Annotated in this window: 23 protein-coding genes; 12 read left to right on the forward strand and 11 right to left on the reverse strand. The window is 62.1% G+C overall.

The window, feature by feature from the left end:
* Positions 1-210 precede the first annotated feature (210 nt).
* Both sucC (OCA5_RS07540) and sucD (OCA5_RS07545) read left to right on the forward strand, forming a co-directional pair.
* Positions 211-1,383, forward strand: coding sequence for an ADP-forming succinate--CoA ligase subunit beta (gene sucC / locus OCA5_RS07540; RefSeq protein ID WP_012563704.1), 1,173 nt, complete (start codon positions 211-213; stop codon positions 1,381-1,383).
* A gap of 1 nt (position 1,384) precedes the next feature.
* Positions 1,385-2,266: a succinate--CoA ligase subunit alpha gene (sucD, locus tag OCA5_RS07545; RefSeq protein WP_012563703.1), complete on the forward strand. Its 882-nt coding sequence runs from the start codon at positions 1,385-1,387 to the stop codon at positions 2,264-2,266.
* Positions 2,267-2,454: 188 nt separating this feature from the next.
* Here the strand turns inward: sucD (OCA5_RS07545) and OCA5_RS07550 are convergent, their stop codons facing one another.
* A complete protein-coding gene (locus tag OCA5_RS07550; RefSeq protein ID WP_012563702.1) occupies positions 2,455-2,808 on the reverse strand; it encodes a GFA family protein in 354 nt (117 codons plus the stop codon).
* A gap of 99 nt (positions 2,809-2,907) precedes the next feature.
* Entirely contained in the window at positions 2,908-3,732 is an 825-nt protein-coding gene (gene bhcR / locus OCA5_RS07555) for an HTH-type transcriptional regulator BhcR (RefSeq protein WP_012563701.1), read from the reverse strand.
* 287 nt (positions 3,733-4,019) lie between these two features.
* Here bhcR and gcl point away from each other — a divergent pair, with 287 nt between their 5' ends.
* The 6 genes from gcl (at position 4,020) to OCA5_RS07585 (ending at position 11,027) form a co-directional block, all read left to right on the forward strand.
* Positions 4,020-5,813, forward strand: a complete 1,794-nt coding sequence (gene gcl / locus OCA5_RS07560) for a glyoxylate carboligase (protein WP_012563700.1) — start codon at positions 4,020-4,022, stop codon at positions 5,811-5,813.
* Between the two features lie 54 nt (positions 5,814-5,867).
* Positions 5,868-6,638 carry a hydroxypyruvate isomerase gene (hyi, locus tag OCA5_RS07565; protein ID WP_013913015.1) on the forward strand — a complete coding sequence of 257 codons (771 nt, stop codon included), beginning with the start codon at positions 5,868-5,870 and terminating at the stop codon, positions 6,636-6,638.
* Between the two features lie 39 nt (positions 6,639-6,677).
* Positions 6,678-7,568, forward strand: coding sequence for a 2-hydroxy-3-oxopropionate reductase (gene glxR, locus OCA5_RS07570; RefSeq protein WP_012563698.1), 891 nt, complete (start codon positions 6,678-6,680; stop codon positions 7,566-7,568).
* A gap of 64 nt (positions 7,569-7,632) precedes the next feature.
* On the forward strand, positions 7,633-8,652 hold the full coding sequence (locus tag OCA5_RS07575) for a 2-dehydropantoate 2-reductase (RefSeq protein WP_012563697.1): 1,020 nt from the start codon (positions 7,633-7,635) through the stop codon (positions 8,650-8,652).
* Between the two features lie 155 nt (positions 8,653-8,807).
* Positions 8,808-10,217 (forward strand): pyruvate kinase, encoded by a 1,410-nt coding sequence (pyk, locus tag OCA5_RS07580; RefSeq protein ID WP_012563696.1) that lies wholly within the window; start codon positions 8,808-8,810, stop codon positions 10,215-10,217.
* Between the two features lie 36 nt (positions 10,218-10,253).
* On the forward strand, positions 10,254-11,027 hold the full coding sequence (locus OCA5_RS07585; RefSeq protein WP_012563695.1) for a fumarylacetoacetate hydrolase family protein: 774 nt from the start codon (positions 10,254-10,256) through the stop codon (positions 11,025-11,027).
* 274 nt (positions 11,028-11,301) lie between these two features.
* On the opposite strand, the gene OCA5_RS07590 is transcribed toward OCA5_RS07585, so the two are convergent.
* From OCA5_RS07590 to oxlT, 5 genes are all read right to left on the reverse strand, one after another.
* Positions 11,302-12,039, reverse strand: a complete 738-nt coding sequence (locus OCA5_RS07590; protein WP_193372370.1) for a GntR family transcriptional regulator — start codon at positions 12,037-12,039, stop codon at positions 11,302-11,304.
* Positions 12,040-12,199: 160 nt separating this feature from the next.
* Positions 12,200-13,108 carry a succinate--CoA ligase subunit alpha gene (sucD, locus tag OCA5_RS07595; protein ID WP_012563693.1) on the reverse strand — a complete coding sequence of 303 codons (909 nt, stop codon included), beginning with the start codon at positions 13,106-13,108 and terminating at the stop codon, positions 12,200-12,202.
* A gap of 4 nt (positions 13,109-13,112) precedes the next feature.
* Positions 13,113-14,309 (reverse strand): ADP-forming succinate--CoA ligase subunit beta, encoded by a 1,197-nt coding sequence (gene sucC, locus OCA5_RS07600; RefSeq protein ID WP_012563692.1) that lies wholly within the window; start codon positions 14,307-14,309, stop codon positions 13,113-13,115.
* A gap of 12 nt (positions 14,310-14,321) precedes the next feature.
* Positions 14,322-16,454, reverse strand: coding sequence for an acetate--CoA ligase family protein (locus tag OCA5_RS07605; protein ID WP_012563691.1), 2,133 nt, complete (start codon positions 16,452-16,454; stop codon positions 14,322-14,324).
* Between the two features lie 333 nt (positions 16,455-16,787).
* Complete coding sequence (oxlT, locus tag OCA5_RS07610) at positions 16,788-18,092, reverse strand: oxalate/formate MFS antiporter (protein ID WP_012563690.1); 1,305 nt, start codon at positions 18,090-18,092, stop codon at positions 16,788-16,790.
* Between the two features lie 669 nt (positions 18,093-18,761).
* On the opposite strand from oxlT, the gene oxc reads away from it, so the two are divergent.
* Together oxc and frc are read left to right on the forward strand one after the other, a co-directional pair.
* The gene (oxc, locus tag OCA5_RS07615; RefSeq protein WP_012563689.1) at positions 18,762-20,507 is read left to right on the forward strand and encodes an oxalyl-CoA decarboxylase; all 1,746 of its coding nucleotides are present in this window, start codon (positions 18,762-18,764) and stop codon (positions 20,505-20,507) included.
* Positions 20,508-20,580: 73 nt separating this feature from the next.
* Complete coding sequence (frc, locus tag OCA5_RS07620; RefSeq protein WP_012563688.1) at positions 20,581-21,855, forward strand: formyl-CoA transferase; 1,275 nt, start codon at positions 20,581-20,583, stop codon at positions 21,853-21,855.
* A gap of 184 nt (positions 21,856-22,039) precedes the next feature.
* On the opposite strand, the gene OCA5_RS07625 is transcribed toward frc, so the two are convergent.
* The 3 genes from OCA5_RS07625 to OCA5_RS07635 all read right to left on the reverse strand — a co-directional run bounded on the left by OCA5_RS07625 (position 22,040) and on the right by OCA5_RS07635 (position 23,929).
* Complete coding sequence (locus OCA5_RS07625; RefSeq protein ID WP_012563687.1) at positions 22,040-22,585, reverse strand: carboxymuconolactone decarboxylase family protein; 546 nt, start codon at positions 22,583-22,585, stop codon at positions 22,040-22,042.
* A 128-nt stretch (positions 22,586-22,713) separates the two neighbouring features.
* Entirely contained in the window at positions 22,714-23,406 is a 693-nt protein-coding gene (locus OCA5_RS07630) for a MarR family winged helix-turn-helix transcriptional regulator (protein WP_012563686.1), read from the reverse strand.
* A 166-nt stretch (positions 23,407-23,572) separates the two neighbouring features.
* Positions 23,573-23,929 carry a YbaN family protein gene (locus tag OCA5_RS07635; RefSeq protein WP_012563685.1) on the reverse strand — a complete coding sequence of 119 codons (357 nt, stop codon included), beginning with the start codon at positions 23,927-23,929 and terminating at the stop codon, positions 23,573-23,575.
* Positions 23,930-24,208: 279 nt separating this feature from the next.
* On the opposite strand from OCA5_RS07635, the gene OCA5_RS07640 reads away from it, so the two are divergent.
* Both OCA5_RS07640 and dusA read left to right on the forward strand, forming a co-directional pair.
* Positions 24,209-24,673, forward strand: a complete 465-nt coding sequence (locus tag OCA5_RS07640) for a cupin domain-containing protein (protein ID WP_013913017.1) — start codon at positions 24,209-24,211, stop codon at positions 24,671-24,673.
* A 112-nt stretch (positions 24,674-24,785) separates the two neighbouring features.
* Positions 24,786-25,784, forward strand: a complete 999-nt coding sequence (gene dusA / locus OCA5_RS07645; protein ID WP_012563683.1) for a tRNA dihydrouridine(20/20a) synthase DusA — start codon at positions 24,786-24,788, stop codon at positions 25,782-25,784.
* Here dusA and OCA5_RS07650 read toward each other — a convergent pair whose 3' ends face one another.
* Positions 25,785-26,297: a TIGR02281 family clan AA aspartic protease gene (locus tag OCA5_RS07650; protein WP_013913018.1), complete on the reverse strand. Its 513-nt coding sequence runs from the start codon at positions 26,295-26,297 to the stop codon at positions 25,785-25,787.
* Positions 26,298-26,325: the final 28 nt, after the last annotated feature.

Raw genomic sequence — 26,325 nt, forward strand, 5'->3', positions numbered from 1 at the left:
GCAAAGCACCAAACTGGTTACGGGTAGGGCGGCCGGTCCCTTCTTATTGCTGCAAGCCCTTCGCAGTCTCGTGCGTTGCGGAGGGGCCGTGAGTTTGGTATTCCGGTTCCGAAGTCGCTCGGTGCGAAGTCGGCCTCGCGGCCCTTTCATGATTGAATCGAAGGGCGAAACCACGCAGCATCGGTCGAAGCCATCGACTGGGAGATGCGCGTGAATCTGCACGAGTTTCAGGCCAAACAAATCCTGGCGGGCTACGGGTTGCCCTCGCCGGGCGGCAAGGTTGCCATCACAGCCGAACAGGCTGTCGCCATTTATAATGAGCTCGGCGGCGGTGACATGGCCGTCAAGGCGCAGGTCCATGCCGGTGGCCGCGCACAGGCGGGCGGCGTCAAGATCGTCCATTCCGAGAAAGAGGCAAAGGCGGTCGCGACCTCGCTGCTCGGCAAGAAGCTCGTCACCGCGCAGACCGGCCCGGCCGGGCGCGTGGTCCGGCGCATCTATCTCGAAAAGGCGGTCGAGCCCGTGCGCGAGCTGCACGTCGCACTCCTGATCGACGGCTCCTCCGGTACCCTCACATTGTTCGGCAGCGCCCGTGGCGGCGACGATATCGAGGAGCGTGCCGCGCGCGGCGAGTTGCGGCTCGAGCGTCTCAGCCTCGGCGATGGCTCCAAGCGGCAGGCCGACAACGTCGCGGCTTTTGCGACGCGCATCCGCATCGATGCCGGTTCGGTGGCGGCCTTCGAGAAGATCGTCGATGGCCTGCGCCGCGCCTTTGTCGATCTCGACGCAAGCCTGATCGAAATCAACCCGCTCGCGATCCTGCGCGACGGCAGCTTCCAGGCGCTCGACGTCAAGATGGTGCTGGAAGACAACGCGCTGTTCCGCCATCCCGACCTCACCGCACTGCGCGATGAGGACGAGATTGATCATCGCGAGGTCGAGGCGCAGCGCCACCAGCTCAACTTCGTCAGCATGGACGGCAATATCGGCGTGGTCGCCAACGGCGCGGGCTTAGGCCTTGCGAGCGTCGACCTCGTCTGTGCGGCGGGCGGCAAGCCCGCGAACTTCATGGATATCCGCACCACGGCGACGAGCCTCGATGTCGCCTACGGCTTCGGCCTCCTGCTCGACAATCCCGCGACGCGTGCGATTTTCCTCAATGTCCACGGCGGCGGCATGCAGCCTTGCGACACCATCGCGGAAGGCCTCGGCATCGCCATGCGCCGCACCGGCCGCTCGTTGCCGATCGTGGCGCGGCTCGCTGGCAACAACGCCGAGTTCGCGCGTTCGCGCTTCGTCAATTTCGGTTGCCCGGTCGTCGATTGTCCGGACATGTGGACGGCCGCGACCAAGGTCGTGGCCATTGCGCAGAAGGGAGGATGAGGTGGCCATCCTCGTCGATAAAGAGACCAAGGTGCTGTGCCAGGGCATGACCGGCTGGGCAGGCACTCACCACACTGCGCGCATGATGGAATACGGCACCGAGGTGGTCGCGGGCGTGACGCCGGGCAAGGGCGGGCGCACCCATCTCGAACTGCCGGTGTATGACACGGTGGCTCAGGCCAAAGCCGAGACCGGCGCCAACGCCAGCATGATCTTCGTGCCGCCCGCCAACGCGGCGAAAGCGATGATCGAGGCGATCGAGGCTGAGCTTCCGCTGGTCGTCGTCGTCACCGAACGTGTGCCGGCACTCGACATGGTGCGGGTGCGTCAGGCGCTCGATGGCTCCAAGACGCGCCTCGTCGGCCCCAACTCGCAAGGCATTCTCGCGCCCGAGATCTGCAAGATCGGCGTGATGGCGACCGGCAGCGAACGGCCGGGCGGTGTTGGCATCGTCTCGCGCTCGGCCTCGCTGACAAGCGAGGTGGTGGCGCAGATTTCAGGCGAGGGGCTCGGTCAGTCGACCACGGTCGGCGTCGGCGGTGATCCGATCCACGGCATGAGCATGGTTCAGTGTGTGGAGTTGTTCCTCGCCGATCCGGAGACCGAAGGCATCGTGCTGATCGGCGAAATCGGCGGCACCGAGGAGCAGGAAGTTGCGGAGTATCTGCAGGCCCGCAAGGCGTCGAAGCCGGTGGTCGCGCTGATCGCCGGGCAATATGCACCGCCGGAGCGTCGCATGGGCCATTCCGGCACGCTCACGATGTATGGCCGCGGTGATGCCGGCAGCAAGATCGCCGCGCTCGAGCGCGCCAGTGTCGAGATCGCGCCGAGCTCGCATCTCGTCGGCCGCACCATCCGCGATGCACTGCTGCGCGCGCGGTGAACTGAAGGAAGAGCGCATCACCTCAGTCGTCATGCCCGGCTTTATGCCGGGCATCCACGTCTTAGGAGTTTTAACTTAAGGAAGGAAGGGCGTGGATGCGCGGGTCATCCCCGATCAAGTCGGGGACGGGCGCCCGCGCATGACGACCTGCGGTCAGTCGTGCCTTCGCGTGAAGCGAAGCGGCCCCCTCAATAACTTTTGCCGTCGACCCTCTTCACGGACAGCGCGTCGGGATCGACGCCGTCGAGACAACGCACGTTGATCGCCACCATCTCCTGTCCGTCGGGGCTCTTGCCGCGTGCAAACGACTCGATGCCGCAGGTCTTGCAGAACAGATGATGGATGATGTGCTTGTTGAACGTGTAGTCGGTCTGCGCGTCATCGCCTTTCAGAAGCTTGAACGAGCCGGCAGGCGCGAACGCGAGCAGCGAGCCGAGCCGTCCGCAGCGCGAGCAGTTGCAGGCGATGACGCCGTCGAGTTCGAGCGTCGCTTCATATCGGACGTTGCCGCATTGGCAGCCGCCGCTGTAGGTGTTCGGCATATGCATTCCCTCGTGGCGCGTGATCCGGCGATCATTCGCCGGAATCGGTGCGCCATTATGACGGTGCGCGCAGCAAGTAGGAAAACTCTGTCGTGAGGCTCAGGTGCGGCGCGGCACCACGCCGCCGATCGACGATGTGATGTGATCGGCCGCGCGCATCACCATCGGACCGAATTCACCGAGCCGCTGCGTGGTAAGTCGCACTGCAGGCCCCGAAATCGACACTGCGGCGATGGTCTCGCCGAGTTCGTTATAGATCGGCGCTGCGATGCATCGCATGCCGGGCGTGCGTTCCTCGTCGTCGATCGCCCAGCCGCGCGCGCGGCTTTCGGCCAGTTCTGCGAGCAGGGCCGTGGGATCGACGCGGGTATTCTCGGTGAAGCGCTGCAGTCCGCGCGTATAGAAGATCTGCTTCACGCGCTCTTCCGGGAAACCCGCAAGCAGCGCCTTGCCAACGCCGGAGGCGTGCATCAGGCTGCGCGTACCGGCGCGGAAGAAGGCGCGCAGCGTGTTGTGGCTTTCGATCTGCGAGATGAAGACCACCTCACCATTGTCCTCGATGCCGAGATTGATGGTCTCGCCGGTCTGCTCCATCAATTCGCGCATCACCTCGCGCCCCATGCCGGCGAGGCGACGGTTGCGCAGGAAGGCGGCGCCGGTCTTGAAGGCATCGACGCCGATCAGCCACAGCCCGCGCTCTTCGTCGTGAAAGACGAAGCGATGCGCCTCGAGCGTGAACAGCAGGCGATGGACGGTGGATGGGGCGAGCCCCGAGCGCTGGGCGAGGTCGGTGAGCGTCAGCCCATCGGCGTCGGCAACGAGGCGCAGAAGCGCAAGCCCGCGGTCGAGTGCCTGGATCGATCCGGCCTTCGCGGGGTTAAAGCTTCGCGGCCGTCCTCGCTTGCGATGGTCTGCCGTGCTCATCAGCCTTCTAAGCTCCCAAAAACTCTCAAGGAAAGTCTGCAGCCCCCCACGAAATCCGAAGGGAATCAGAAAAGTCCGAGAGTCGTCCTTACTCTCATCGAACTTCATATATTACGGAAACATTTTTTATTATGAAGCCCAATAGATATCTTTATAATACCATCTAATTGAATTGTAACATGAATTTTTTTATAGACAGAATTGGAAAAATATTCTGAAATGAGTTGACGTAGTGAGACTTTTGGCATTCTGTATGCCAGGATCAAGAAAAAAATCAGGAGAGGCCCATGGCCCGTATGAGAGCAATCGACGCCGCTGTTGCCGTTCTGGAGAAGGAGGGCATCGTTCAGGCGTTCGGGGTTCCTGGCGCAGCCATCAATCCGTTCTATTCCGCGATGAAGAAGCGCGGTTCGATCAAGCACGTGCTGGCGCGCCACGTTGAAGGTGCATCCCACATGGCGGAGGGCTACACCCGCGCCAAGCCCGGCAACATCGGCATCTGCATCGGCACCTCCGGCCCGGCCGGCACCGACATGATCACCGGCCTTTACTCGGCGATCGCCGACTCCATTCCGATCCTCTGCATCACCGGGCAGGCGCCGCGCGCACGCCTCTACAAGGAAGACTTCCAGGCCGTCGACATCGAGTCGATCGCCAAGCCCGTCACCAAGTGGGCGGTCACGGTGCGCGAGCCGGCGCTGGTGCCGCGCGTGTTCCAGCAGGCCTTCCACATCATGCGCTCGGGCCGTCCGGGTCCGGTGCTGATCGATCTGCCGTTCGACGTGCAGGTCGCCGAGATCGAGTTCGACGAAGAGACCTATGAGGCGCTGCCGGTTTACAAGCCGTCGGCGACCCGCAAGCAGATCGAGAAGGCGCTCGAGATGCTCAATGCCGCCGAGAAGCCGCTGATCGTCGCGGGCGGCGGTATCATTTCCTCCGGCGCGTCCGATCTTCTGGTGCAGTTCGCCGAGACGATGAACGTGCCGGTGATCCCGACCCTGATGGGCTGGGGCTCCATTCCGGACGATCACGTTCTGATGGCCGGCATGGTCGGTCTGCAGACCAGCCACCGCTACGGCAACGCCACCATGCTCGAGTCCGATTTCGTGCTCGGCATCGGCAACCGCTGGGCCAACCGTCACACCGGTTCGATCGAGACCTACACCAAGGGCCGCAAGTTCGTTCACGTCGACATCGAGCCGACGCAGATCGGTCGCGTGTTCAATCCCGATCTCGGCATCGTCTCCGACGCCAAGGCCGCACTCGAACTCTTCGTGCAGGTCGCGAAGGAGTGGAAGAAGTCCGGCAAGCTCAAGGAGCGTCAGGCGTGGCCGGCTGCGTGTCAGGATCGCAAGCGCACCATGCTGCGCAAGAGTCACTACGACAACGTGCCGATCAAGCCGCAGCGCGTCTATGAGGAGATGAGCAAGGCGTTCGGTCGCGACACCTGCTACGTCAGCGTCATCGGCCTGTCGCAGATCGCGGGCGGTCAGTTCCTCGGCGTCTACAAGCCGAACCACTGGATCAACGCCGGTCAGGCCGGTCCGCTCGGCTGGACGCTGCCCGCAGCGCTCGGCGTGCGTGCTGCCGATCCGTCGCGCGAGATCGTCGCGCTGTCGGGCGACTACGACTTCCAGTTCCTGATCGAGGAGCTCGCGGTCGGCGCGCAGTTCAAGCTGCCCTACATCCACGTGCTGGTGAACAACTCGTATCTCGGGTTGATCCGTCAGTCGCAGCGCGGCTTCGACATGGACTATCAGGTCCAGTTGTCGTTCGATAACGTGAACACGCCGGAGATCGGCGAGTACGGTGTCGATCACATCAAGGTCGCGGAAGGCCTCGGCTGCAAGGCGATCCGCGTCACCGACCCGAAGGATGCGCAGGCTGCATTCGCCAAGGCCAAGGCCTGGATGAAGGAGTTCAGCGTGCCGGTGGTGGTCGAGTTCATCCTCGAGCGCGTCACCAACATTTCCATGGGTACGGAGATCGATAATATCGTCGAGTTCGAGGAGGTCCTCGATCTTCCGCTTGACGAAGTCCCGGCAGGTCAGGGTAATCCTCGCAAGCTGCAGCCTGTCTAAGGCTGCAGCGGCGATCCCGCAATCTGACCGAAACTGGAAATGAAGGAGGGCGCTTTGCCGCGCTTTGCAGCCAATCTCACGATGTTGTTCAACGAAGTGCCGTTCATGGAGCGCTTCGCGGCGGCCGCCAAGGCCGGGTTCAAGGGTGTGGAATATCTGTTTCCGTACGACTTCCCGGCTGAGGATCTCGCCAAGCAGCTTTCGACGCATGGCCTGACACAGGTTCTTCACAATCTGCCCGCGGGCGATTGGGGCAAGGGCGAGCGCGGCATCGCGATCTTCCCGGACCGTGTCGACGAGTTCAAGGCTGGCGTCACCAAGGCGATCACTTACGCCAAGGCGCTGAAGTGCGAACAGCTCAACTGCCTCGTCGGCGTGCTGCCGCAGGGCGGCGACGCGAAGAAGGCTCACGATACGTTGGTGTCGAACCTGAAGTTCGCAGCCGGTGCGCTGAAGAACGAGGGCATCAAGCTCCTGATCGAGCCGATCAACACCCGCGACATTCCGGGCTTCTTCCTCAATCGTACGCAGCAGGCGCTCGATCTCATCGCCGAGGTCGGATCCGACAATCTGTACGATCAGTACGACATTTATCACATGCAGATCATGGAAGGTGATCTGGCCCGCACGATCGAGGCGAACTTGCCAAAAATCGCGCACATCCAGCTTGCGGACAATCCGGGCCGCAACGAGCCGGGCACGGGCGAGATCAACTATCCCTTCCTGTATCAGTTCCTCGACAAGATCGGCTACAAGGGCTGGATCGGCGCCGAGTACAAGCCTAAGACCGACACGGTCGCAGGGCTTGGCTGGTTGCCGAAATAAAAGCCTGTAGCCATCCTCAAAGATTTATGGAGTTTTTCGATGTCTAAGAAACTGGGCTTCATCGGACTGGGCACCATGGGTGCGCCGATGGCTGGCCATCTGATCGACGCGGGCCACGAGGTTCATCTCTACACCATCGAGGGTGTGCCGGCCGATCTTGCCAAGAAGGGCAAGGTTGCGAAGAGCGCTGCCGACGTGGCGAAGAACGCCGACATCATCATCATCATGGTGCCGGATACCCCGCATGTGGACTCCGTGCTGTTCGGTGAGAACGGCGTTGCCGAGAGCCTCGGCAAGGGCAAGATCGTCGTCGACATGAGCTCGATCTCGCCGATCGAGACCAAGAAGTTCGCCGAGAAGGTCGAGAAGCTCGGTGCACGATATCTCGACGCGCCGGTGTCCGGCGGCGAGGTCGGCGCCAAGGCAGCTTCGCTCACCATCATGGTCGGCGGTCACGCCGAGGACTTCGCAACCGTGAAGCCCTATTTCGACCTGATGGGCAAGAACGTCACCCATGTCGGCGGCAACGGCGACGGTCAGACCACCAAGGTCGCGAACCAGATCATCGTCGCGCTGAACATCGAGGCGGTGGCCGAGGCCCTGATCTTCGCATCGAAGGCGGGCGCGGATCCGGCCAAGGTGCGTCAGGCGTTGATGGGCGGCTTTGCGTCCTCGCGCATTCTCGAAGTGCATGGCGAGCGCATGATCAACCGCACCTTCGATCCGGGCTTCCGTATCGAACTGCACCAGAAGGATTTGAACCTCGCACTGCAGGGTGCCAAGGCGCTCGGCGTCTCATTGCCGAACACCGCGACCGCGCAGGAGCTGTTCAACGCTTGCGCCGCCAACGGCGGCAAGGCGTGGGATCACTCGGCGATGGTCAAGGCTCTGGAGTTGATGGCTAACCATCCGGTTGCCGGCAAGAAGTAACGACGCACGGACATCCGGGGCAAACGCCCCGGATGCCCGCACGCAAGATAGTTTGGAGGGGTCCATGAAGATTTGTATTTTCGGTGCTGGCGCGATCGGCGGCTACATGGCCGTGATGCTGAAACGTGGCGGCGTTGACGTTTCTCTCGTCGCGCGCGGACCCCATCTTGCCGCGATCAAGGCCAATGGCCTCAAGGTCGTGTTCAAGGACAAGGAATTGTCGGCTGAGATGCCGGCGACCAATGACCCCCGGGAGCTGGGGCACCAGGACTACGTCATCATTGCGCTCAAGTCGCATCAGGCGTGGGAATCCGTCGATCAGCTGAAGCCGCTGCTCGGCCCGAACACCTCTGTCGTCACCGCGCAGAACGGTGTTCCGTGGTGGTACTTCTACGGCCTCGACGAGAAGTTTGCCGATCTGCGCCTCAAGAGCGTCGATCCCGGCAATCGCCAGTGGAATACGATCGGCCCGCAGCGCGTGATCGGTGCGACCGTGTACCCGGCGACTGAAATCACCGAGCCCGGCGTCATCAAGCACATCTATGGCGACCAGTTCGGCCTCGGTGAGCCGAACCGTCAGCCGAGCGAGCGCCTCACCGCGTTTGCCGATGCGCTGACTGCGGGCGGACTGCGGCCGCGCCTTTACGACGACATTCGCGACGACATCTGGATCAAGCTGTGGGGCAACCTCTGCTTCAATCCGCTGTCCGCGCTGACCCATGCCACGCTCGACATCGTCGCGACCGATCCCGGCACGCGCACGGTGGCGAAGAACATGATGCTCGAGGCCCAGCAGATCGGCCAGCATTTCGGCGCGCATTTCCGCGTCGATGTGGAGCGCCGCATCAACGGTGCCGCCGGCGTCGGCGCCCATCGCACCTCGATGCTTCAGGACCTCGACAAGGGCCGTCCGCTCGAGATCGATGCACTGCTTACCGCAGTGCAAGAGATGGGCCATCTCGCCAACGTCAAAACGCCGTATATCGACACGGTGCTTGCGCTGGTGCAGCAGATGGGCCGCTCCCACGGCGTCTATCCGACCTTCCCCGAGGAGGTCAGAACCCCGGAAGCCGTCACGGCCTGATCGATATGTTTCGTGCGCCGGCTCTTGAAGCCGGCGTACTTCACTCCGAGCGTGGGGTCCGTCTCGCGGGCGTCGCGTCGGGGATATTTATTTGCAATCTGAATCAGATTATTTGAAACGATGATTATTCAGATTGTTGATGGAAGGATTTCACTATGAGCCGCAATCGGCGGGCGAAGATCGTAGCGACGCTGGGTCCGGCGAGCTCCTCGCCAGAGATGATCCGGAAGCTCTACGACGCGGGCGTGGATATGTTCCGGCTCAATTTCAGCCACGGGACGCATGAGGATCATCGCGCCCGCTATGAAGCCATCCGTGCAGTCGAGCGCGAGGTCGGCACGCCGATCGCGATCCTGCAGGACCTGCAGGGCCCGAAAATCCGCCTCGGGCCGCTGGAAGGTGGCAAGCGCGAGCTGACCAACGGCAGCACCGTGCGTTTCGTCTGCAGTGCCACTGCCAAGGGTAACGACCTGCCGCTGCCGCACAAGGAAGTGTTCGATGCGGTGGTGCCGGGCAACCAGCTTCTGATCGACGACGGCAAGGTGCGGTTGTCCGCTACCGATGTCGGCACGGGCTATATCGATGCGAAGGTGATCTCGGGCGGCATCGTCAGCGACCGCAAGGGCGTCAACCTGCCGGACACCGTGCTCGCGCTGTCGCCGATTACCGACAAGGATCGTGTCGATCTCGCTTTCGGTCTCGAGCTCGGCGTCGACTGGGTCGCGTTCTCGTTCGTGCAGCGCGCATCCGATCTGATCGAGGCGCACACGCTCGTCGGCGGCCGCGCCGGCGTGATGTCGAAGATCGAGAAGCCGGCAGCGATGTCGGTGATCGAGGACATCGTGGCGCTGTCGGATTCCATCATGGTGGCGCGCGGCGATCTCGGCGTTGAAATTCCGCCGGAAGACGTGCCGGGTGCGCAGAAGGATCTGGTGCGGCTGTGCCGCCTCGCCGGCAAGCCGGTGATCATCGCGACGCAGATGCTGGAGTCGATGATCCACACGCCGACGCCGACGCGCGCGGAATCCTCCGACGTCGCGACTGCGATCTATGACGGCTCTGACGCGGTGATGCTGTCTGCGGAATCGGCCTCCGGCCAGTTTCCGGTGCAGGCGGTCGAGACGATGGATCGCATCATCCGCCGCACCGAGCAGCACAAGGCCTATCGCAACATCATCGAGGCGCTGCACCCCGAGGTGGAGCCGTTGCCACAGCATGCGATTTCCGCCGCCGCGGCCGAGGTTGCGAAGTCGATCGGCGCGGCCTGCATCGTCGCCTTCACCTCGAGCGGCACCACGGCCTACCGCATCGCGCGGCAGCGCCCGCCGACACCGATCCTGAGCGTGACGCCGAACGAATCCACCGCGCGCCAGCTTGCCTGGCTGTGGGGCTCGACCAGCATTCGCTCCGACGAGATTTCGTCGTATGACGAGATGGTGAGCCATGCGGTTCAGAACGCCAAGAGCAGCGGCCTTGCGAGCGATGGCGATTGTATCGTCGTGGTTGCGGGCGTGCCCTTCGGCAAGTCTGGATCGACCAACAATCTGCGGGTCGTGACCGTCTGACGGTCGCGGCTGCGCCATGTGAGAGTGGGGAATCTGATGACACTGTGGATTCGATATCGTGCGAACGGCAAGGTTGGCTTCGGCACGTTGAATGGCGACACCATCGCCGAGCACACCGGCGATATGTTCGCTTCGCCCAAGGCGACCGGCCAGACGCTCGCGCTGTCGAGCGTCGAAGTGCTGCCGCCGTCCGAGCCGACCAAGGTGATCGCGCTGTGGAATAACTTCCGCGAGCTCGCGACCAAGCTCAAGGCGGCGATCCCGCCGGAGCCGCTGTATCTGATGAAGGCGAACTCCAGCATCACCTCGCCGGGCGCGACCATCAAGCGGCCGAAGTCCTATGCCGGCAAGGTCGTCTACGAAGGCGAACTCGGCATCATCATCGGCAAGACCTGCACCAACGCCTCCGAGGAAGAAGCCGCCAAGGCGATCTTCGGCTACACCTGCGTCAACGACATCACCGCGGCCGAGATCATCTCCAAGGATGAAAGCTTCGCCCAGTGGGTGCGCGCCAAGAGCTTCGACGGGTTCGGCCCGTTCGGCCCGGTGGTTGCCACCGGCATCGACCCGACCAAGGAATCGGTGCGCCTCGTCCTCAACGGCGCCGAGCGGCAGAACTACAAGCTCTCCGACATGATCTTCCCGCCGCACAAGCTCGTCAGCCTGATCTCTCACGACATGACGCTCAATCCGGGCGACCTGATCTGCTGCGGCACCTCGATCGGCGTCGGCTCGATGAAGGAGCCGACCAACACCATGGACGTGACGATCGAGGGCATCGGCACGCTGCACAACGTGTACGCGAACTAAAACGCAGGCTCTTTCTTCACCTCTCCCCGGTGGGGAGAGGTGGGACTCAAATATCGTTCGGCTTGGATTCCTGAACCTGGCTAAGCGAAACCGCTCCAGCCGCGTCTCGGCCGGAGAACACAATACGGCCACACTAAAAATTGGTACGAAAAAGCCGCCTGGGAGCACCAGGCGGCTTTTTTTATTGGGCGGGGATTTCGCACGGCACATGGCCGGTCTGTGAAATTTTCAATCCCCGGTAGAGCGGGCAGGGCGGTGCGGGCCGACTCGAGCCTTACTCGAAGATGCCGTCGCTGTGCGCGGCCACGTAGTCGGCGAGGCCGAGCGTGTGGTCGCGCGAGAGACGCACCGCACGCTCGGTGTCGCGCTTCTCGATCGCATCGATGATCGCGAGGTGATCGATGATCGAGCGCGAGGCGCGATCGTCACGGCCGATCGTAATCTGACGCAACCCGCGCACGTGCAGCAGCACCTGCTCGGTCATATCGACCAGAACCTGCGAGCCCGAGAGCTTCACGATGGTCTGGTGAAACAGGATGTTGGCCGAGGAGTATTCGCTGAGGTGATCGGCGGGCTTGTGAGCGTCGTCGAATCCGCGGAAGAGGCGACGCAGGCCGGCGATCGATTCATCGCTCGCGTGCAGTGTCGCAAGCCGTGCGGCCATGCTTTCCAGCGCCGCCCAGGCCTGAATCATGTCGATGACTTCGCGCTTCGTCTTCTTCAGCACCATCACGCCTTTGCGCGGGACTGATTTGACGAGGCCTTCGTGCTCGAGCATCACGATGGCTTCCCGTACCGGAGTACGGCTGACACCGAGCTGTTCGGACAGCTGACGCTCGTCGATCCATGCAGGCTCCGACGATGCGTAGATGTCCATGTCGAGGATCGCCTGCTTGAGGGCCTCGTAGGCGCGCGTCTTGAAGGTTTGTTCAGGCGCGAAGCGGCCGACGACGAGTTCAGGGGCCGGCTTCGACAAAGGTGCCCGGTGGGCAAGAGGTTTCACACGTTCCATCCCGAGATTCTGATCTGGCATAAGGCCCGCCATATGCCAGTGACTGGCATTCTTATGGTTTAGGGTACGATTCCTATTGTAGTGGGTCTTGCCACATAAAACCAAGGCCCCTGACGGGGCCTTGGTCACTTTTTGGATTTTTTATCCCGTCCTGGGGATTTTAAGCCGTGCGTTTTGCTGGCTTATTTCCCTTAAGCAGGTCGGCCAGGGTGCTGCCCAGGCGTGCCGGAGAGGCCGAAACCGCGATTCCGGCCGCTTCCATGGCCGCAATCTTCGATTCCGCGTCGCCCTTGCCGCCCGCCACGATGGCGCCGGCATGGCCCATACGACGGCCGGGAGGGGCGGTACGGCCCGCGATGAAGCCGGCGACCGGCTTCTTGCGGCCGCGCTTGGCCTCGTCCTTGAGGAACTGAGCGGCGTCTTCTTCGGCCGAGCCGCCGATTTCGCCGATCATGATGATCGATTCCGTCTTGTCGTCCGCAAGGAACATCTCAAGAACATCGATGAACTCGGTGCCCTTGACCGGATCGCCGCCGATGCCGACCGCCGTGGTCTGGCCGAAGCCGGCCTGGGTGGTCTGGAACACGGCTTCGTAAGTCAGCGTGCCTGAACGGGACACGATGCCGACGTTGCCCGGCTTGAAGATGTTGGTCGGCATGATGCCGATCTTGCATTCGCCGGCGGTCACGACGCCCGGGCAGTTCGGCCCGAGGAGACGCGACTTCGAACCGGAGAGGGCGCGCTTCACCCGCACCATGTCGAGCACCGGAATGCCCTCGGTGATGCAGACGATGAGCGGGATCTCTGCGTCGATGGCTTCGCAGATCGCATCTGCTGCGCCCGGCGGCGGGACGTAGACGACCGAAGCATCTGCACCGGTCTTGGCGCGGGCTTCGGAGACGCTGTCGAACACCGGCAGGCCGAGATGGGTCTGGCCGCCTTTGCCCGGCGAGGTACCGCCGACCATCTTGGTGCCGTAAGCGATCGCCGCTTCGGAGTGGAAGGTGCCGTTCTTGCCGGTGAAGCCCTGGCAAATGACCTTCGTGTTCTTGTCGATCATGACTGACATAGGCTTACTTTCCCTTCACAGCTTTGACGATCTTCTGCGCGGCGTCGTCCAGATCGTCGGCTGGCAGAACGTTGAGGCCGCTTTCACGGATGATCTTCTTGCCTTCCTCGACGTTGGTGCCTTCGAGGCGAACCACCAGAGGCACCTTGAGGCCGACGGCCTTCACCGCGGCAACAACGCCGGCAGCGATCACGTCGCACTTCATGATGCCGCCGAAGATGTTGACGAGGATGCCCTTCACGTTCGGATCGGCAGTGATGATCTTGAACGCAGCAGTGACCTTCTCCTCGGAAGCGCCGCCACCGACGTCCAGGAAGTTGGCCGGGCTCTCGCCATACAGCTTGATGATGTCGAGCGTGGCCATCGCGAGGCCGGCGCCATTGACCATGCAGCCGATGGTGCCGTCGAGCGCGATGTAGGCGAGGTCGTACTTTGACGCCTCGATTTCCTTCGCGTCTTCCTCGGTCTCGTCGCGAAGCTCCATCACGTCGGGATGACGATAGATCGCGTTCGAATCGAACGAGATCTTGGCGTCGAGGCAACGCAGCTCACCCTGCTTGGACAGGATCAGCGGGTTGATCTCGAGCATCGACATGTCCTTCGCAATGAAGGCCGTGTAGAGCTGGTTGACGAGCTTCTCGGCCTGCTTGGCCTGGTCGCCCTTCAGCTTCAGCGCCTGCGCGACCTTGCGGCCGTGATGGGGCATGATGCCGGTCGCCGGATCGACCGAGAAGGTGACGATCTTCTCGGGCGTATCGTGGGCGACCTTCTCGATGTCCATGCCGCCTTCGGTGGAAACCACGAAGGCGATACGGGAGGTCTCGCGGTCAACGAGCGCCGACAGGTAGAACTCCTTGTCGATGTCCGCACCTTCCTCGAGATAGAGGCGGTTGACCTGCTTACCGGCGGGGCCGGTCTGCACGGTCACAAGCGTCTTGCCGAGCATCTGATCGACAAACTGCTTCACCTCGTCGATCGACTTGGCGAGACGAACGCCACCCTTGTCGCCGGCAGAGGCTTCCTTGAACTTGCCCTTGCCGCGGCCGCCGGCGTGGATCTGGCTCTTCACCACCCACACCGGACCGCCGAGCTGCTTGGCGGCTGCTTCCGCGTCCGACGCCTTGAGGATCGGAACGCCCTTGGAAACAGAGACGCCGAACTCCCGCAGGACGGCTTTAGCTTGATACTCGTGAATATTCATTCGTAGAGCCCTTTACTTGATGAGACCGGCGCCGCGCGCCCACTTGTACTTCGCACCGAGGACTTCCACGGGAAGTTCGGTCGAGTACGCGTAGGCGGGAATGCCGTTCTGGTAGAGATACTCGGAGGCTTCCTCGACCTCGACGTCGCCCGCGAGCGAAGCGACCATCGGCTTCTCGAAGCCCTTGGCCTTCATCTCGTTCTTCACCTCGACCATGTTCTTCGCGAAGACCATCGGCGGGGTCACGATCGTGTGCCAGTAGCCGAGGATCAGCGAGTGGATGCGGTCGTCGGTGAGACCGAGCTTCACGGTGTTGACGTAGGTGATCGGCGGCTCGCCACCGGTGATGTCGACCGGGTTGCCCGAAGCGCCGAACGGCGGGATGAACTTGCGGAAGGCCTTGTCGAGATCTTCCGGCATGGTCATCAGGTGGAGGTCGTTGTCGACCACGGAGTCGGACAGGAGCACGCCCGAACCGCCGGCACCGGTGATGATCAGCACGTTCTCGCCCTTCGGAGTCGGCAGCAGCGGAACGCCGCGGGCGAACTCGAGAAGCTGGCGTAGCGAACGCGCACGGATCACGCCGGACTGCTTGAAGACGTCCTCGTAGATCTTGTCGTTACCGGCGAGCGCGCCGGTGTGCGACGCCGCCGCCTTGGCGCCGGCCGAGGTGCGGCCGCCCTTCAGAACGATGACCGGCTTCTTCTTGGAGACGCGACGTGCGGCTTCCGCAAAGGCGCGGCCGTCCTTGAGGTCTTCGCAATGCATCGCGATGACGTTGGTGTTCTTGTCCTGCTCGAAGAAGGCGAGCAGATCGTCCTCGTCGATGTCCGACTTGTTGCCGAGACCGACGATCGCGGACACGCCCATCTTGGCCGAGCGCGAGAAGCCGATGATCGCCATGCCGATGCCGCCGGACTGCGACGACAGCGCCGCCGAACCCTTGACGTCGAACGCCGTGCAGAAGGTCGCGCAGAGGTTGGCCGGAGTGTAATAGAAGCCGTAAATATTCGGCCCCATCAGGCGGATGTCGTACTTCTTGCCGATCTTGACGATCTCTTCCTGAAGCTCAGGCTCGTTGGCTTCGGCGAAGCCCGACGGAATGAGAACGGCGCCGGGAATTTTCTTCTCGCCGCATTCGGTCAGCGCGCCGGCGACGAACTTCGCCGGAATCGCGAACACCGCCACGTCGACATCGCCGGGGATGTCCTTGACGCTCTTGTAGGCCTTGTGGCCGAGGATGTCGGCGGCCTTCGGGTGTACCGGATAGATCTGGCCTTTGTAGCCGCCGTTGATGAGGTTCTTCATCACGGAGTTGCCGATCTTGCCGTCTTCGGCGGATGCGCCGATCACCGCAACGGACTTCGGCATCATGATGCGGTTCATCGCCTTAACGATTTCCGCGTCCGGACGGGGAGCTTCCTTGGGCTTGTAGTTGAAGTCGACAACGATGCGCACGTCGGCGGCAATCGCGTCCTTCTTGGTGGCGAACACCGGGTTGAGGTCGAGTTCGACGATTTCCGGGAAGTCGGTCACGAGCTGCGATACGCCGACAATGATGTTGGCGAGCGCGTCGCGGTTCACCGGATCGCCGCCACGAACGCCGTGCAGCATTTCCTTGGCCTGGATGCCGTCAAGCATCGAGAGCGCGTCTTCCTTGGTGGCCGGTGCCATGCGGAAGGTGATGTCCTTCAGGACTTCGACCAGCACGCCGCCGAGGCCGAACGCAACGAGCTTGCCGAACGAATCGTCGGTGATCGAACCGATGATGACCTCGGTGCCACCCGCCAGCATCTGCTGAACCTGGATGCCTTCGATCTTCGCGTCGGCCTTGTACTTCTTGGCGTTCGCAAGAATCTGGTCGTAAGCAGCCTTCGCCGCAGCATCGTCCTTCACCCCAACCACGACGCCGCCAGCTTCCGTCTTGTGAAGAATGTCAGGGGAGACGATCTTCATCACGACCGGATAGCCCATCTTGCCAGCGAGCTTGGTCGCTTCGTCGGCCGACTTCGCGAGGCCTTCACCCGGGACAGCGATGCCGTAGGCGTCACAGACCAGTTTGCCTTCCGGCGCGGTCAAGCTGTTGCGGCCGTCGGCCTTGACCTTGTCAAGAACCTTGCGGACGGATGCTTTGTCGATTGCCATTAGATAACTCCGATGTTTTCAACGTTAATTGCGTCTGCCGATGGGGTATCGGCGTTGCTCGTGTACCGAACGAGGCGCTCGCGCACCTGTTCAGATTGCTTTCCCGAGGTCCGATCTTGCCCCGCGCGGCCTCCCTAGGCGGCGGATGATCAGCTTATAATTTCTTCGGCGCCGCTTTTGGGACGCGGCTTGTTATTTTCGACCTTTTTGTGGGTCTTGGTATTCTGGATATCAGTCGTGGTATTTTGGATATCAGCCTTCGTATTCCAGAAATGGGATTTGTCAAAGGGATGAGGCCCGCCGACAGGGTCGGCGAGCCTGTTTTTAACAGGGTTAGGTGGCAAACTGCCCTGCGGCGTTTGGAAGCTGGCTGTTCGCCACAATGACCTTGCGCCACGGTTTGAGAACAAAAACCGCGAGCAGGGCGGCCAGAATGTTCGCACCTGCAGCAAGCAGGAAGACGCCGTCCCAGCTCCCCGAGGCTTCCTGCATGTAGTTGCCGAACGGCACCAAGAGAGCCGCGAAGCCCTTGGCGGTATAAAGCATACCGGCGTTGGTGGTCGCGAACTTCGAACCGAAGGTATCGGTGCAGACCGCGGGGAAGAGGCTGTAGATCTCACCCCAGGCGAAGAACACCGTACCGGTCAGGAGCACGAAGCCGATCGGGCTCTGGCCCCACAGGTAGAGCGCGAGGATGCCGACGCCCTCGATGCCGAAAGCCACGAACATCGTGTTCTCGCGGCCGATGCGGTCGGAGATCCAGCCGAAGAACGGGCGGGTGAGGCCGTTCAGCACGCGGTCGATCGTCGCGGCGAAGGTCACGGTCGTCATGGTGAGGCCCATCAGCGTCACCGGCAGGTCGGTGAGGTGCCAGTCGGCAGCGATCGGCTTGAGATTCGCGGTGACGAGCAGGCCACCCGCACCGACGATGACGAACATGAAATACATCAGCCAGAACACCGGATGGCGAGCAGCTTCGGTCGGAGCGTAGTCGCGGCGGGTCTGCTGGATCGCGGCGTTGACCACCGGGGCGGGGGTCTGGCCGGGCTTCGGAGCCAGAATAAAGATGGCGAGAATCATGCAGATCACGCCCTGGCCAATTCCGAAATTGAAGAAAGCCGCCTGGAATCCGTCGTTCTTGATCATCGCCTGAATCGGCGCGACGGTGAACGCGGAGCCCGCGCCGAAGCCGGCTGCGGTGATGCCGGCGCACAGGCCGCGCTTGTCAGGAAACCACTTGAGCGCGTTGCCCACGCAGGTGCCATACACACCGCCGGCGCCGACGCCCGCAATGACCTGTCCGATATAAAATTCGGTGAGCGAGGTCGCGTAAGAGTTGATGACCCAGCCGATGGCGCAGAGGGCGCCGGCCAGCATGATGACGAGACGCGGGCCGTACTTGTCGACGATCCAGCCTTCGATCGGCACGAGCCATGTCTCGAAGAGCACGAAGAGGGTGAAGGCCCACTGGATGGCTGCGCGGTCCCAGCCGAACTGCTTCTGAATGTCAGGGACGAAGAACGTCCAGCCGTATTGAAGATTGGCGATCATCACCATGCAGCCGACGCCGATGGCGAGTTGTGTCCAGCGATATGCCTCACTGACACGCGTGGTGTCGTTTCCTACCGATACCGTCATTTAATCCTCCCAATCGCACTCTCTTGCAGGGAGTGCGTAGAACGGATTTTGGTATATGATATGCCAATAGGCAAGAGGGGGCCGGCGCAAAAACCGGTGGGCATTCTCGGTCTTTTTACGTCCGCAAATTAAAGCGTACTGAGGTGCTGTCTCCTTAGCCTTTATAATATTTAGAAAATTTCAAGCTCGCGACGATTGAAAACGGCCCTTCGCAAAATTATCGGCACTCGAGACAAATCCCGGTGTCTACGCCTAAATGCTGCGACAACCTGGTGTCTGCGACAACTTTATCCGCGACAGCTTGTCTGCGACATTTGGCGCTTAGCGGGAGAGCGGCGCGGCGTCGCGGAGGTGTTGACAGTTGGTATTTGGTATGCCAATGGGATCAGCCAGCAACGATGCCATAGTCATGATGTGATTTGTCGGGTGCAACCTGTGGCGGTCAACGAGGCAAGCCGGTCAGGTCAAAGTCCGCAGTTTGGTTTGTGCGGTTTGACATTTGGCGGCGTTGTACGTTCACCAGTCAATTTAGGTCTGCAGCGGATGTAAATTTCATCTGTGAACCATGGTGTCGTTTCGAACGGCTCACCAACTTACGGGCAGCTCGATCCGCACGAGCGAGTCACTTCAATAGAAACCGCAACAAGCGGAAATCCTGGGAGAATACTGATGTCAGTAGCAGCAGTAGCAAAAGACGTTAACACCGCTGAGGCACAGCAGGAATTGACGGATGGCTTCCATCTCGTCATCGACGCGCTGAAGCTCAACGACATCAACACGCTTTATGCCGTGCCGGGCATTCCGATTTCGGACCTCTGCCGCATGGCGCAGGGCGAAGGCCTTCGCGTCATCTCGTTCCGCCACGAGCAGAACGCCGGCAACGCCGCCGCGATCGCTGGTTTCCTCACCAAGAAGCCGGGCGTTTGCGTGACCGTTTCGGCGCCGGGCTTCCTCAACGGCCTGACCGCGCTGGCGAACGCCACCACCAACTGTTTCCCGATGATCCTGATCTCCGGATCGTCCGAGCGCGAGATCGTCGACCTGCAGCAGGGCGACTACGAGGAAATGGATCAGCTCGCGATTGCAAAGCCGCTCTGCAAGGCGGCTTTCCGCGTTCTTCACGCCCAGGACCTCGGCATCGGTCTTGCCCGCGCGATCCGCGCGGCCTGCTCGGGCCGTCCCGGTGGCGTCTACCTCGATCTGCCGGCGAAGTTCTTCTCGCAGGTCATGAGCGCGGAAGAGGGCGCCAAGTCGCTCGTCAAGGTGATCGATCCGGCTCCGGAGCAGATCCCTGGTCCGGCTGCCGTCAAGCGGGCGCTCGACGTGCTCAAGGGTGCGAAGCGCCCGCTCATCGTTCTCGGCAAGGGCGCAGCTTACGCGCAGGCTGACGAGGTGATCCGCGAGTTCGTCGAAAAGACCGGCATTCCGTTCCTGCCCATGAGCATGGCCAAGGGCATTCTTCCCGACACGCATCCGCAGTCGGCCGGCGCGGCACGCTCCACCGTGCTGAAGGAGTCGGACGTTGTGCTGCTGGTCGGTGCACGCCTCAACTGGCTGCTCTCGCACGGCAAGGGCAAGGCCTGGGGCGAGCCCTATTCGAAGAAGTTCATTCAGATCGACATCGAGCCGCGCGAGATGGACAGCAACGTCGAGATCGTTGCTCCGCTCGTCGGCGATATCGGCTCGTGCATTTCCGCGCTGCTCGAGGGCATCGACAGCAAGTGGCCGAAGGCACCTTCCGACTGGACCGGCGCCGTCAACGCCAAGAAGGAAGCCAACATCGCCAAGATGGCTCCGAAGCTGATGAACAACGCTTCGCCGATGAACTATCACAGCGCGCTCGGTGCGCTGCGTGCGGTCATCAAGGAGCGTCCGGACGCGATCCTGGTCAACGAGGGTGCCAACACGCTCGACCTCGCCCGCGGCATCATCGACATGTATCAGCCGCGCAAGCGCCTCGACGTCGGCACCTGGGGTGTTATGGGCATCGGCATGGGCTTTGCGGTGGCGGCTGCGGTCGAAACCGGCAAGCCGGTGCTCGCGATCGAAGGCGACAGCGCCTTCGGTTTCTCCGGCATGGAGGTGGAGACGATCTGCCGCTACAACCTGCCGGTCTGCATCGTTATCTTCAACAACAACGGCATCTATCGCGGCACTGACGTCAACCCGACGGGCGGTCCGGATGTTGCGCCGATGGTGTTCGTCAAGGATGCCCGGTACGACAAGATGATGGAAGCCTTCGGCGGTGTGGGCGTGCATGTCACGACCCCGGACGAGCTCAAGCGCGCTGTCAGCGCTGCGATGGACTCCGGCAAGCCGACCCTCATCAACGCGGTCATTGACCCCGCGGCGGGCACCGAGAGCGGCAACATTGGCAGCCTCAACCCGCAGAGCGTTGTCGTGAGGAAGAAGTAAGAGATCAACTCCGGCGCCGTCCGAAAGACGGCGTCGGGTTCAGCGGCCGATAAGAAACAACTGGAGGAAAGTTATGGCAAAGGCGCTCAACGGTGTTCGGATTCTTGATTTCACGCACGTGCAATCGGGTCCGACGTGTACTCAATTGCTCGCGTGGTTCGGCGCGGATGTGATCAAGGTTGAGCGTCCCGGCACCGGCGACATCACCCGTGGACAGCTGCAGGACGTTCCGAACGCGGACAGCCTCTACTTCACGATGCTGAACCACAACAAGCGCTCGATCACCCTCGATGCGAAGAACCCCAAGGGCAAGGAAGTTCTGACAGCGCTCATCAAGAGCTGCGATGTGATGGTCGAAAACTTCGCCCCCGGCGTGCTCGACCGCATGGGCTTCTCCTGGGAGAACATTCAGAAGATCAACCCGAAGCTGATCGTTGCCTCGATCAAGGGCTTCGGTCCGGGCCCGTTCGAAGACTGCAAGGTCTACGAGAACGTCGCGCAGTGCACCGGCGGTTCGGCTTCGACCACGGGCTTCCGTGATGGTCTGCCGCTCGTGACTGGCGCCCAGATTGGCGACAGCGGCACCGGCCTCCACCTCGCTCTCGGTATCGTCACCGCTCTTTTCCACCGCACCCACTCGGGCAAGGGCCAGCGCGTCACCGTCGCGATGCAGGACAGCGTGCTCAACCTCTGCCGCGTCAAGATGCGCGACCAGCAGCGTCTCGCTCACGGCCCGCTCAAGGAATACAGCCAGTTCGGCGAAGGCATTCCGTTCGGCGATGCCACCCCGCGCGCCGGCAACGACTCGGGTGGCGGCCAGCCGGGCCGTATCCTGAAGTGCAAGGGCTGGGAGACCGACCCGAACGCTTACATCTATTTCATCACGCAGGCGGCTGTGTGGGAGAAGATCTGCGACGTCATCGGTGAGCCGACCTGGAAGACCGACCCGAACTACGCCAAGCCGGGTGCCCGTCTGCCGCGTCTGAACGAGATCTTCGGCCGCATCGAGCAGTGGACCATGACCAAGACCAAGTTCGAAGTCATGAACATCTGCAACCCGTTCGACATTCCGTGCGGCCCGATCCTGTCGATGAAGGAAATCGCCGAGGACAAGTCGCTGTACGCGACCGGCACGCTGGTCGAGGTCGATCATCCGACCCGCGGCAAGTACATCTCGGTCGGCAACCCGATCAAGCTGTCCGACAGCCCGGCGGACGTTCGCCGCTCGCCGCTGCTCGGTGAGCACACCGACGAAATCCTTCGCGACGTGTTGAAGTTCTCCGAGAGCCAGGTGTCGGACATCCGTTCGTCCGGCGCTCTCGGCGAAGTTCCGCTCGCCGCAGAGTAATTACCTCTCCCCCGAGGATGACCTTGCCGGGGCTTAGCCCCGGCATTTTTTTGTCTCCATCGTGCTGCGATGCAATATTGCCGACAGCTTTTATGCCGGTACATGACGAGGGCATCAGTAGCCTCGTCATCAAATGCAACTGCCGCCATTTTCATGGCGGCAGTTTTGTTTTGGGCGAAGGCGATCAGGCAACCTTGCGCAACGCTACTGCCGGGAAATCCAGCGGCACGTCGAAGGCGACGTTGACGTAGTTAGTGAACAGATTGAGCGCGACGTGAGCGATGATCTCGACGATCTCCTCGTCGTTGAAGCCCGCCGCGCGCAGCGCCTGAACGTCGGCATCGTTTACCTGGGCGCGGTGTTCGACCACCTTGAGAGCGAACGCGAGCGCTGCCGCGGTCCTGGGATCGGACGAACGTCCGGTTTGCGCCTCCGCCATCTGTGCGGCGGTCGCGCCGGCCTTTTGGCCCAGCACGGTGTGTGCCGACAGACAGTACTGGCAGGCATTGCGGTTGGCGATCGCCACGGCGATCTGCTCGCCGAGCTTTGCCCCGAGCTTGCCGCCGCCGAGCGCTCCGAATGAGCTCCACATGCTCTTGAGAGCGGCGGGGGAGTTCGCGACGGCGCGGAACATGTTGGGTGTGACGCCGAATGCGCCGGTGATGTCCTTGAGCAGAGGGGCGGCAGCTCCACTTGCGGACGCGGGATCGACGAGATTAACTCGGGTCATGAAGACTCTCCTTGCTTTGCGGTAGGGGTGGTTTTCATACGCGGTCGCCGATGCCAGTCGGCGGCCGCACTTCTTCAACCGGAAGATCAACTTGTGGTCTGATCTTCCGGGGGAAGCTCACAAAAAACTCATATCGCTCCTTCGAGGCCGGATGCCGGTGCGTTGCCGCTCCATGAACGCCAGTTCGAGCGGGCCTCATCCGGCGCGGCTGATTCATACTCGTTGCAATCGAGGCGCAGATGCCGATCGCCGAACGGCGCATCCACAAACGCACAATGGTGCGGCTGCACCGGATCGTCGTGCAGATGAGGGCGGAAGAAGCGGCAGCCGATGCACATGCGCTGGACGGGGATGTCGCCGGCGTCCTGCAGCCCGCGGATGATCTTCACCAGCGAGCGGAGGAAGGCGGTCTGCTCGGCTTCGTCGAGCGTATCGAGCGCGCGCAGCAGGAAATCCGGCCAGCCGGCGACGCGGCCGGCGAGTTCTTCACCCCGCGCCGTCAACGTCACGGATACGGCCCGGCGATCGTCCTTGGCGTTCCGCCGCGTGACGAGTTTTTTCTGCACCAGGGCTTTGACGGCATCGCTCGCGGTCGGCGCGGTGACGCCAAGCGCCACGGCGATCTCGTCGAGACGCAGGCCGCGCTGCGCATTCTTGAGGATGACGATCGCCTGACCTTGGGTCGGGGTGAGGCGTTCGGGTCCCGCGTCGCGCCAGGCGCGGCTTTTGAGGGCGATGCCGATCTTGGCAAGCCCCGCGCCGACGCGCGCGGCAACCGGCTGGCTCGCAGTCTCGAAATCGAATGGTGGATGCTCGCCCATGCCGATGCTCCAGGATAGTTAGGACTCCTAATTGAGTCAAGAGAGCCGATTGTGAGGTGTGGCGGCACGTATCGATTATGGGAGCGGTGCTGCAGAGCAGGAAGGAGACCGCACGCGTGATCGTGGCGTGACTTGTTTCTACGCCGCGACGCTTGTTCGCGCTCAATCAGGCCGAGGGCCGGCTGAACACGTAAGCGAGACCCGACAGCATCAGGATGGCAACGCCGGCCATCAGCAGCGGGCCGGGATTGCTTCCCGCCCAGAACGCGAGAAAGCCGATGCTCGTGCCGGCGAGCGCCATCAGTTTTGCCTTGCGGGGAATTGCGCCTCGCTCGCGCCAGTCGCGCAGCATCGGCCCGAAGCGAGGATGCGAGAGCAGCCAGTTTTCAAGCCGCGGGGACGAACGGGCAAAGCAGGCGGCCGCGAGGATGAGGAACGGTGTCGTCGGGAGCACAGGCAGAAACACGCCGATGAAACCCAGCGCGACGCATATGAGACCCAGAACAAGATAGACGCGACGCATCGGATGCTGCCACCATGCAAGTTAACCCCGTGACCTCACCCGCAAGGATGCCACAGGGACGACGCTTCCTCAAAAGGCAATAGCTTCGAGGATTTCTAATCGTGCTGCATGCAGCGCTGGTGTCCTAACGCTTTGAGACAGGTCAATTAAATCGAATGTCAGTTGCAACGCTGCTGACGGCTTCCATGCCTTGTCCGGCTCCGATGCTCAGATAAGATGCATCTGAAATACTTTTTTATTGGCGGCGACGAAGCGCCTGTCATGCAAGGGAAAGAGAACATGCAAAAGATGATCAAGGTGTTGGCAGCGTCATTCGGATTCGCTGCGCTGCTTGCGATGCCGGGTGTTGCCGACGCGGAAAATCTGATCACGTTCGATGCGGCGGCGATCAACGCCTTGCCCGGCAAGACCACGCCGGACAAGTTAATTGTGCGGCCGTTCCTGCAGCCGGGTGGGGATACCACGTCGGCCCGTGTGTCGTTGCCGGCGAACAGCGATATCGCTCCGCATGCGCACCCTGCCGGGAAGGTGGCAATCGTTGTGGTCTTGTCGGGCGACTTCAAGATCGGCCTTGGCGACAAGTTCGATGAAGCGGGCCTGAAGACGGTTGCTCCGGGTGGCGTGATCGTTTTGCGCGATACCGATCCCAAGCATTTCGCCCGCACCGGGAACGGCCCGGTCGAATTGATGCTGGTGGCCGCGCCGAAGGCATCGGTCGCGCCGACGTGGCTCGGAACCAAATAGCGGGACGCCCCGCCATACCCGGCTCTGGCAATCCGTTAGTGGTGCAGCGTTTGCCGGCCGGGGATGCGCAATCGCCCTTTACCGAGGGCGAGAGATTGGACAAATAGGGGGCATGAACCACCCCTCGACCCCGATCTTTTCCGTCGCCCCGATGATGGATTGGACTGACCGGCATTGCCGTGTTTTCCATCGTGCGCTGACGCGTCGTGCGCTTCTCTACACCGAGATGGTGACGACCGGTGCGGTGATCCATGGCAGTCGCGAGCGGCTCCTCGGGTTCGATGCATGCGAACACCCAGTGGCGCTGCAACTGGGAGGCTCGAATCCGCGCGATCTCGCCGAGAGCGCGAAGATTGGCGAGGGCTTCGGCTACGACGAAATCAATCTCAATGTCGGTTGCCCGTCGGATCGCGTGCAGGATGGCCGCTTCGGTGCCTGCCTGATGGCCGAGCCGCAACTCGTTGGCGAATGCGTTGTTGCCATGAAAGCGGCCGTGCGTGTGCCGGTCACGGTGAAATGCCGCATTGGCATTGATGATCAGGACCCGGAGCGCGCGCTCGACGATCTTGCACGCAGCGTGGTGACAGCAGGTGCTGATGCTTTGATCGTGCATGCGCGCAAGGCGTGGCTGCAGGGTCTGTCACCTAAAGAGAACCGCAACGTTCCGCCGCTCGATTACGATCGCGTCTATCGTCTGAAAGCGGCGATGCCGGATATGACGATCGCGATCAATGGCGGCATTGCGTCGATCGAAGAGGCACGGGGCCATTTGCAGCATGTCGACGGCGTGATGCTGGGGCGCGCTGCCTATCAGGAGCCGTGGCGGCTGCTCGCGGTTGATCCTGAGTTGTTCGACGCGCCGCCGCCGCATGCCTCGATGCATGAGGCGATCGAGACGCTGTTTCCTTATATCGAGAAAGAGCGGGCTCGCGGTACGCGGCTGCATTCGATCACCCGTCATATGGTCGGCGCGTTTCACGGTGTTGCCGGTGCGCGCGCGTTTCGCCGTGCGCTTGCGGAGACCTGTGTGAAGCCGGAGGCGGGGATCGATGAACTGCGTGCGGCGCTGCGGCTGGTCACGCCGGTCAGCGCTGCAAGCGTCGCGGCCTGATTACGGATAACCGCGCAGAAGGAGTTTATCGGGCCGCACTTCCCAGCTCTCCAGCCGGTTGAGGAAGCTCATGCCCAACAGGTTGGTCTTGAGCCGCCCGCGCGGCACGACAAGCGCCGGCACTGACAACTCGACAAGCTTGCCGATCGCAAGTCGCTCGAGCGTTACGCGCGCCGCACGCACGCGCCCGCCTGCGGTTTCCACATCGATGTCATAGCTTGCAAGATCGAGCGGCAGGCCGGCGGCCTTCGCGGCCTCATAGGTGAGGACGACGGATGTTGCGCCGGTATCGATCACCATCGGCGTTGCGACACCGTTGATCTTGGCGCGCAGCGAGAATTCGCCGCTGTGGGTGCGGGAGATCTCGACTGCGCGGGTGCTGGGGCGGGTATAGCGATTGACGACGTTCAGCGCGGTGCGTTTGGCGCTCTCGAACTCCTTAGGGTTCTGCACGGCGTAGATCGAGCCGGCAGTGCCGAGCAGCACGATGACGACTGTCAGAAACCGGATCACCACGCACCTGCCATGATGCTGTCAGGGG

It is taken from the genome of Afipia carboxidovorans OM5, assembly GCF_000218565.1.
GTDB lineage: Bacteria > Pseudomonadota > Alphaproteobacteria > Rhizobiales > Xanthobacteraceae > Afipia > Afipia carboxidovorans.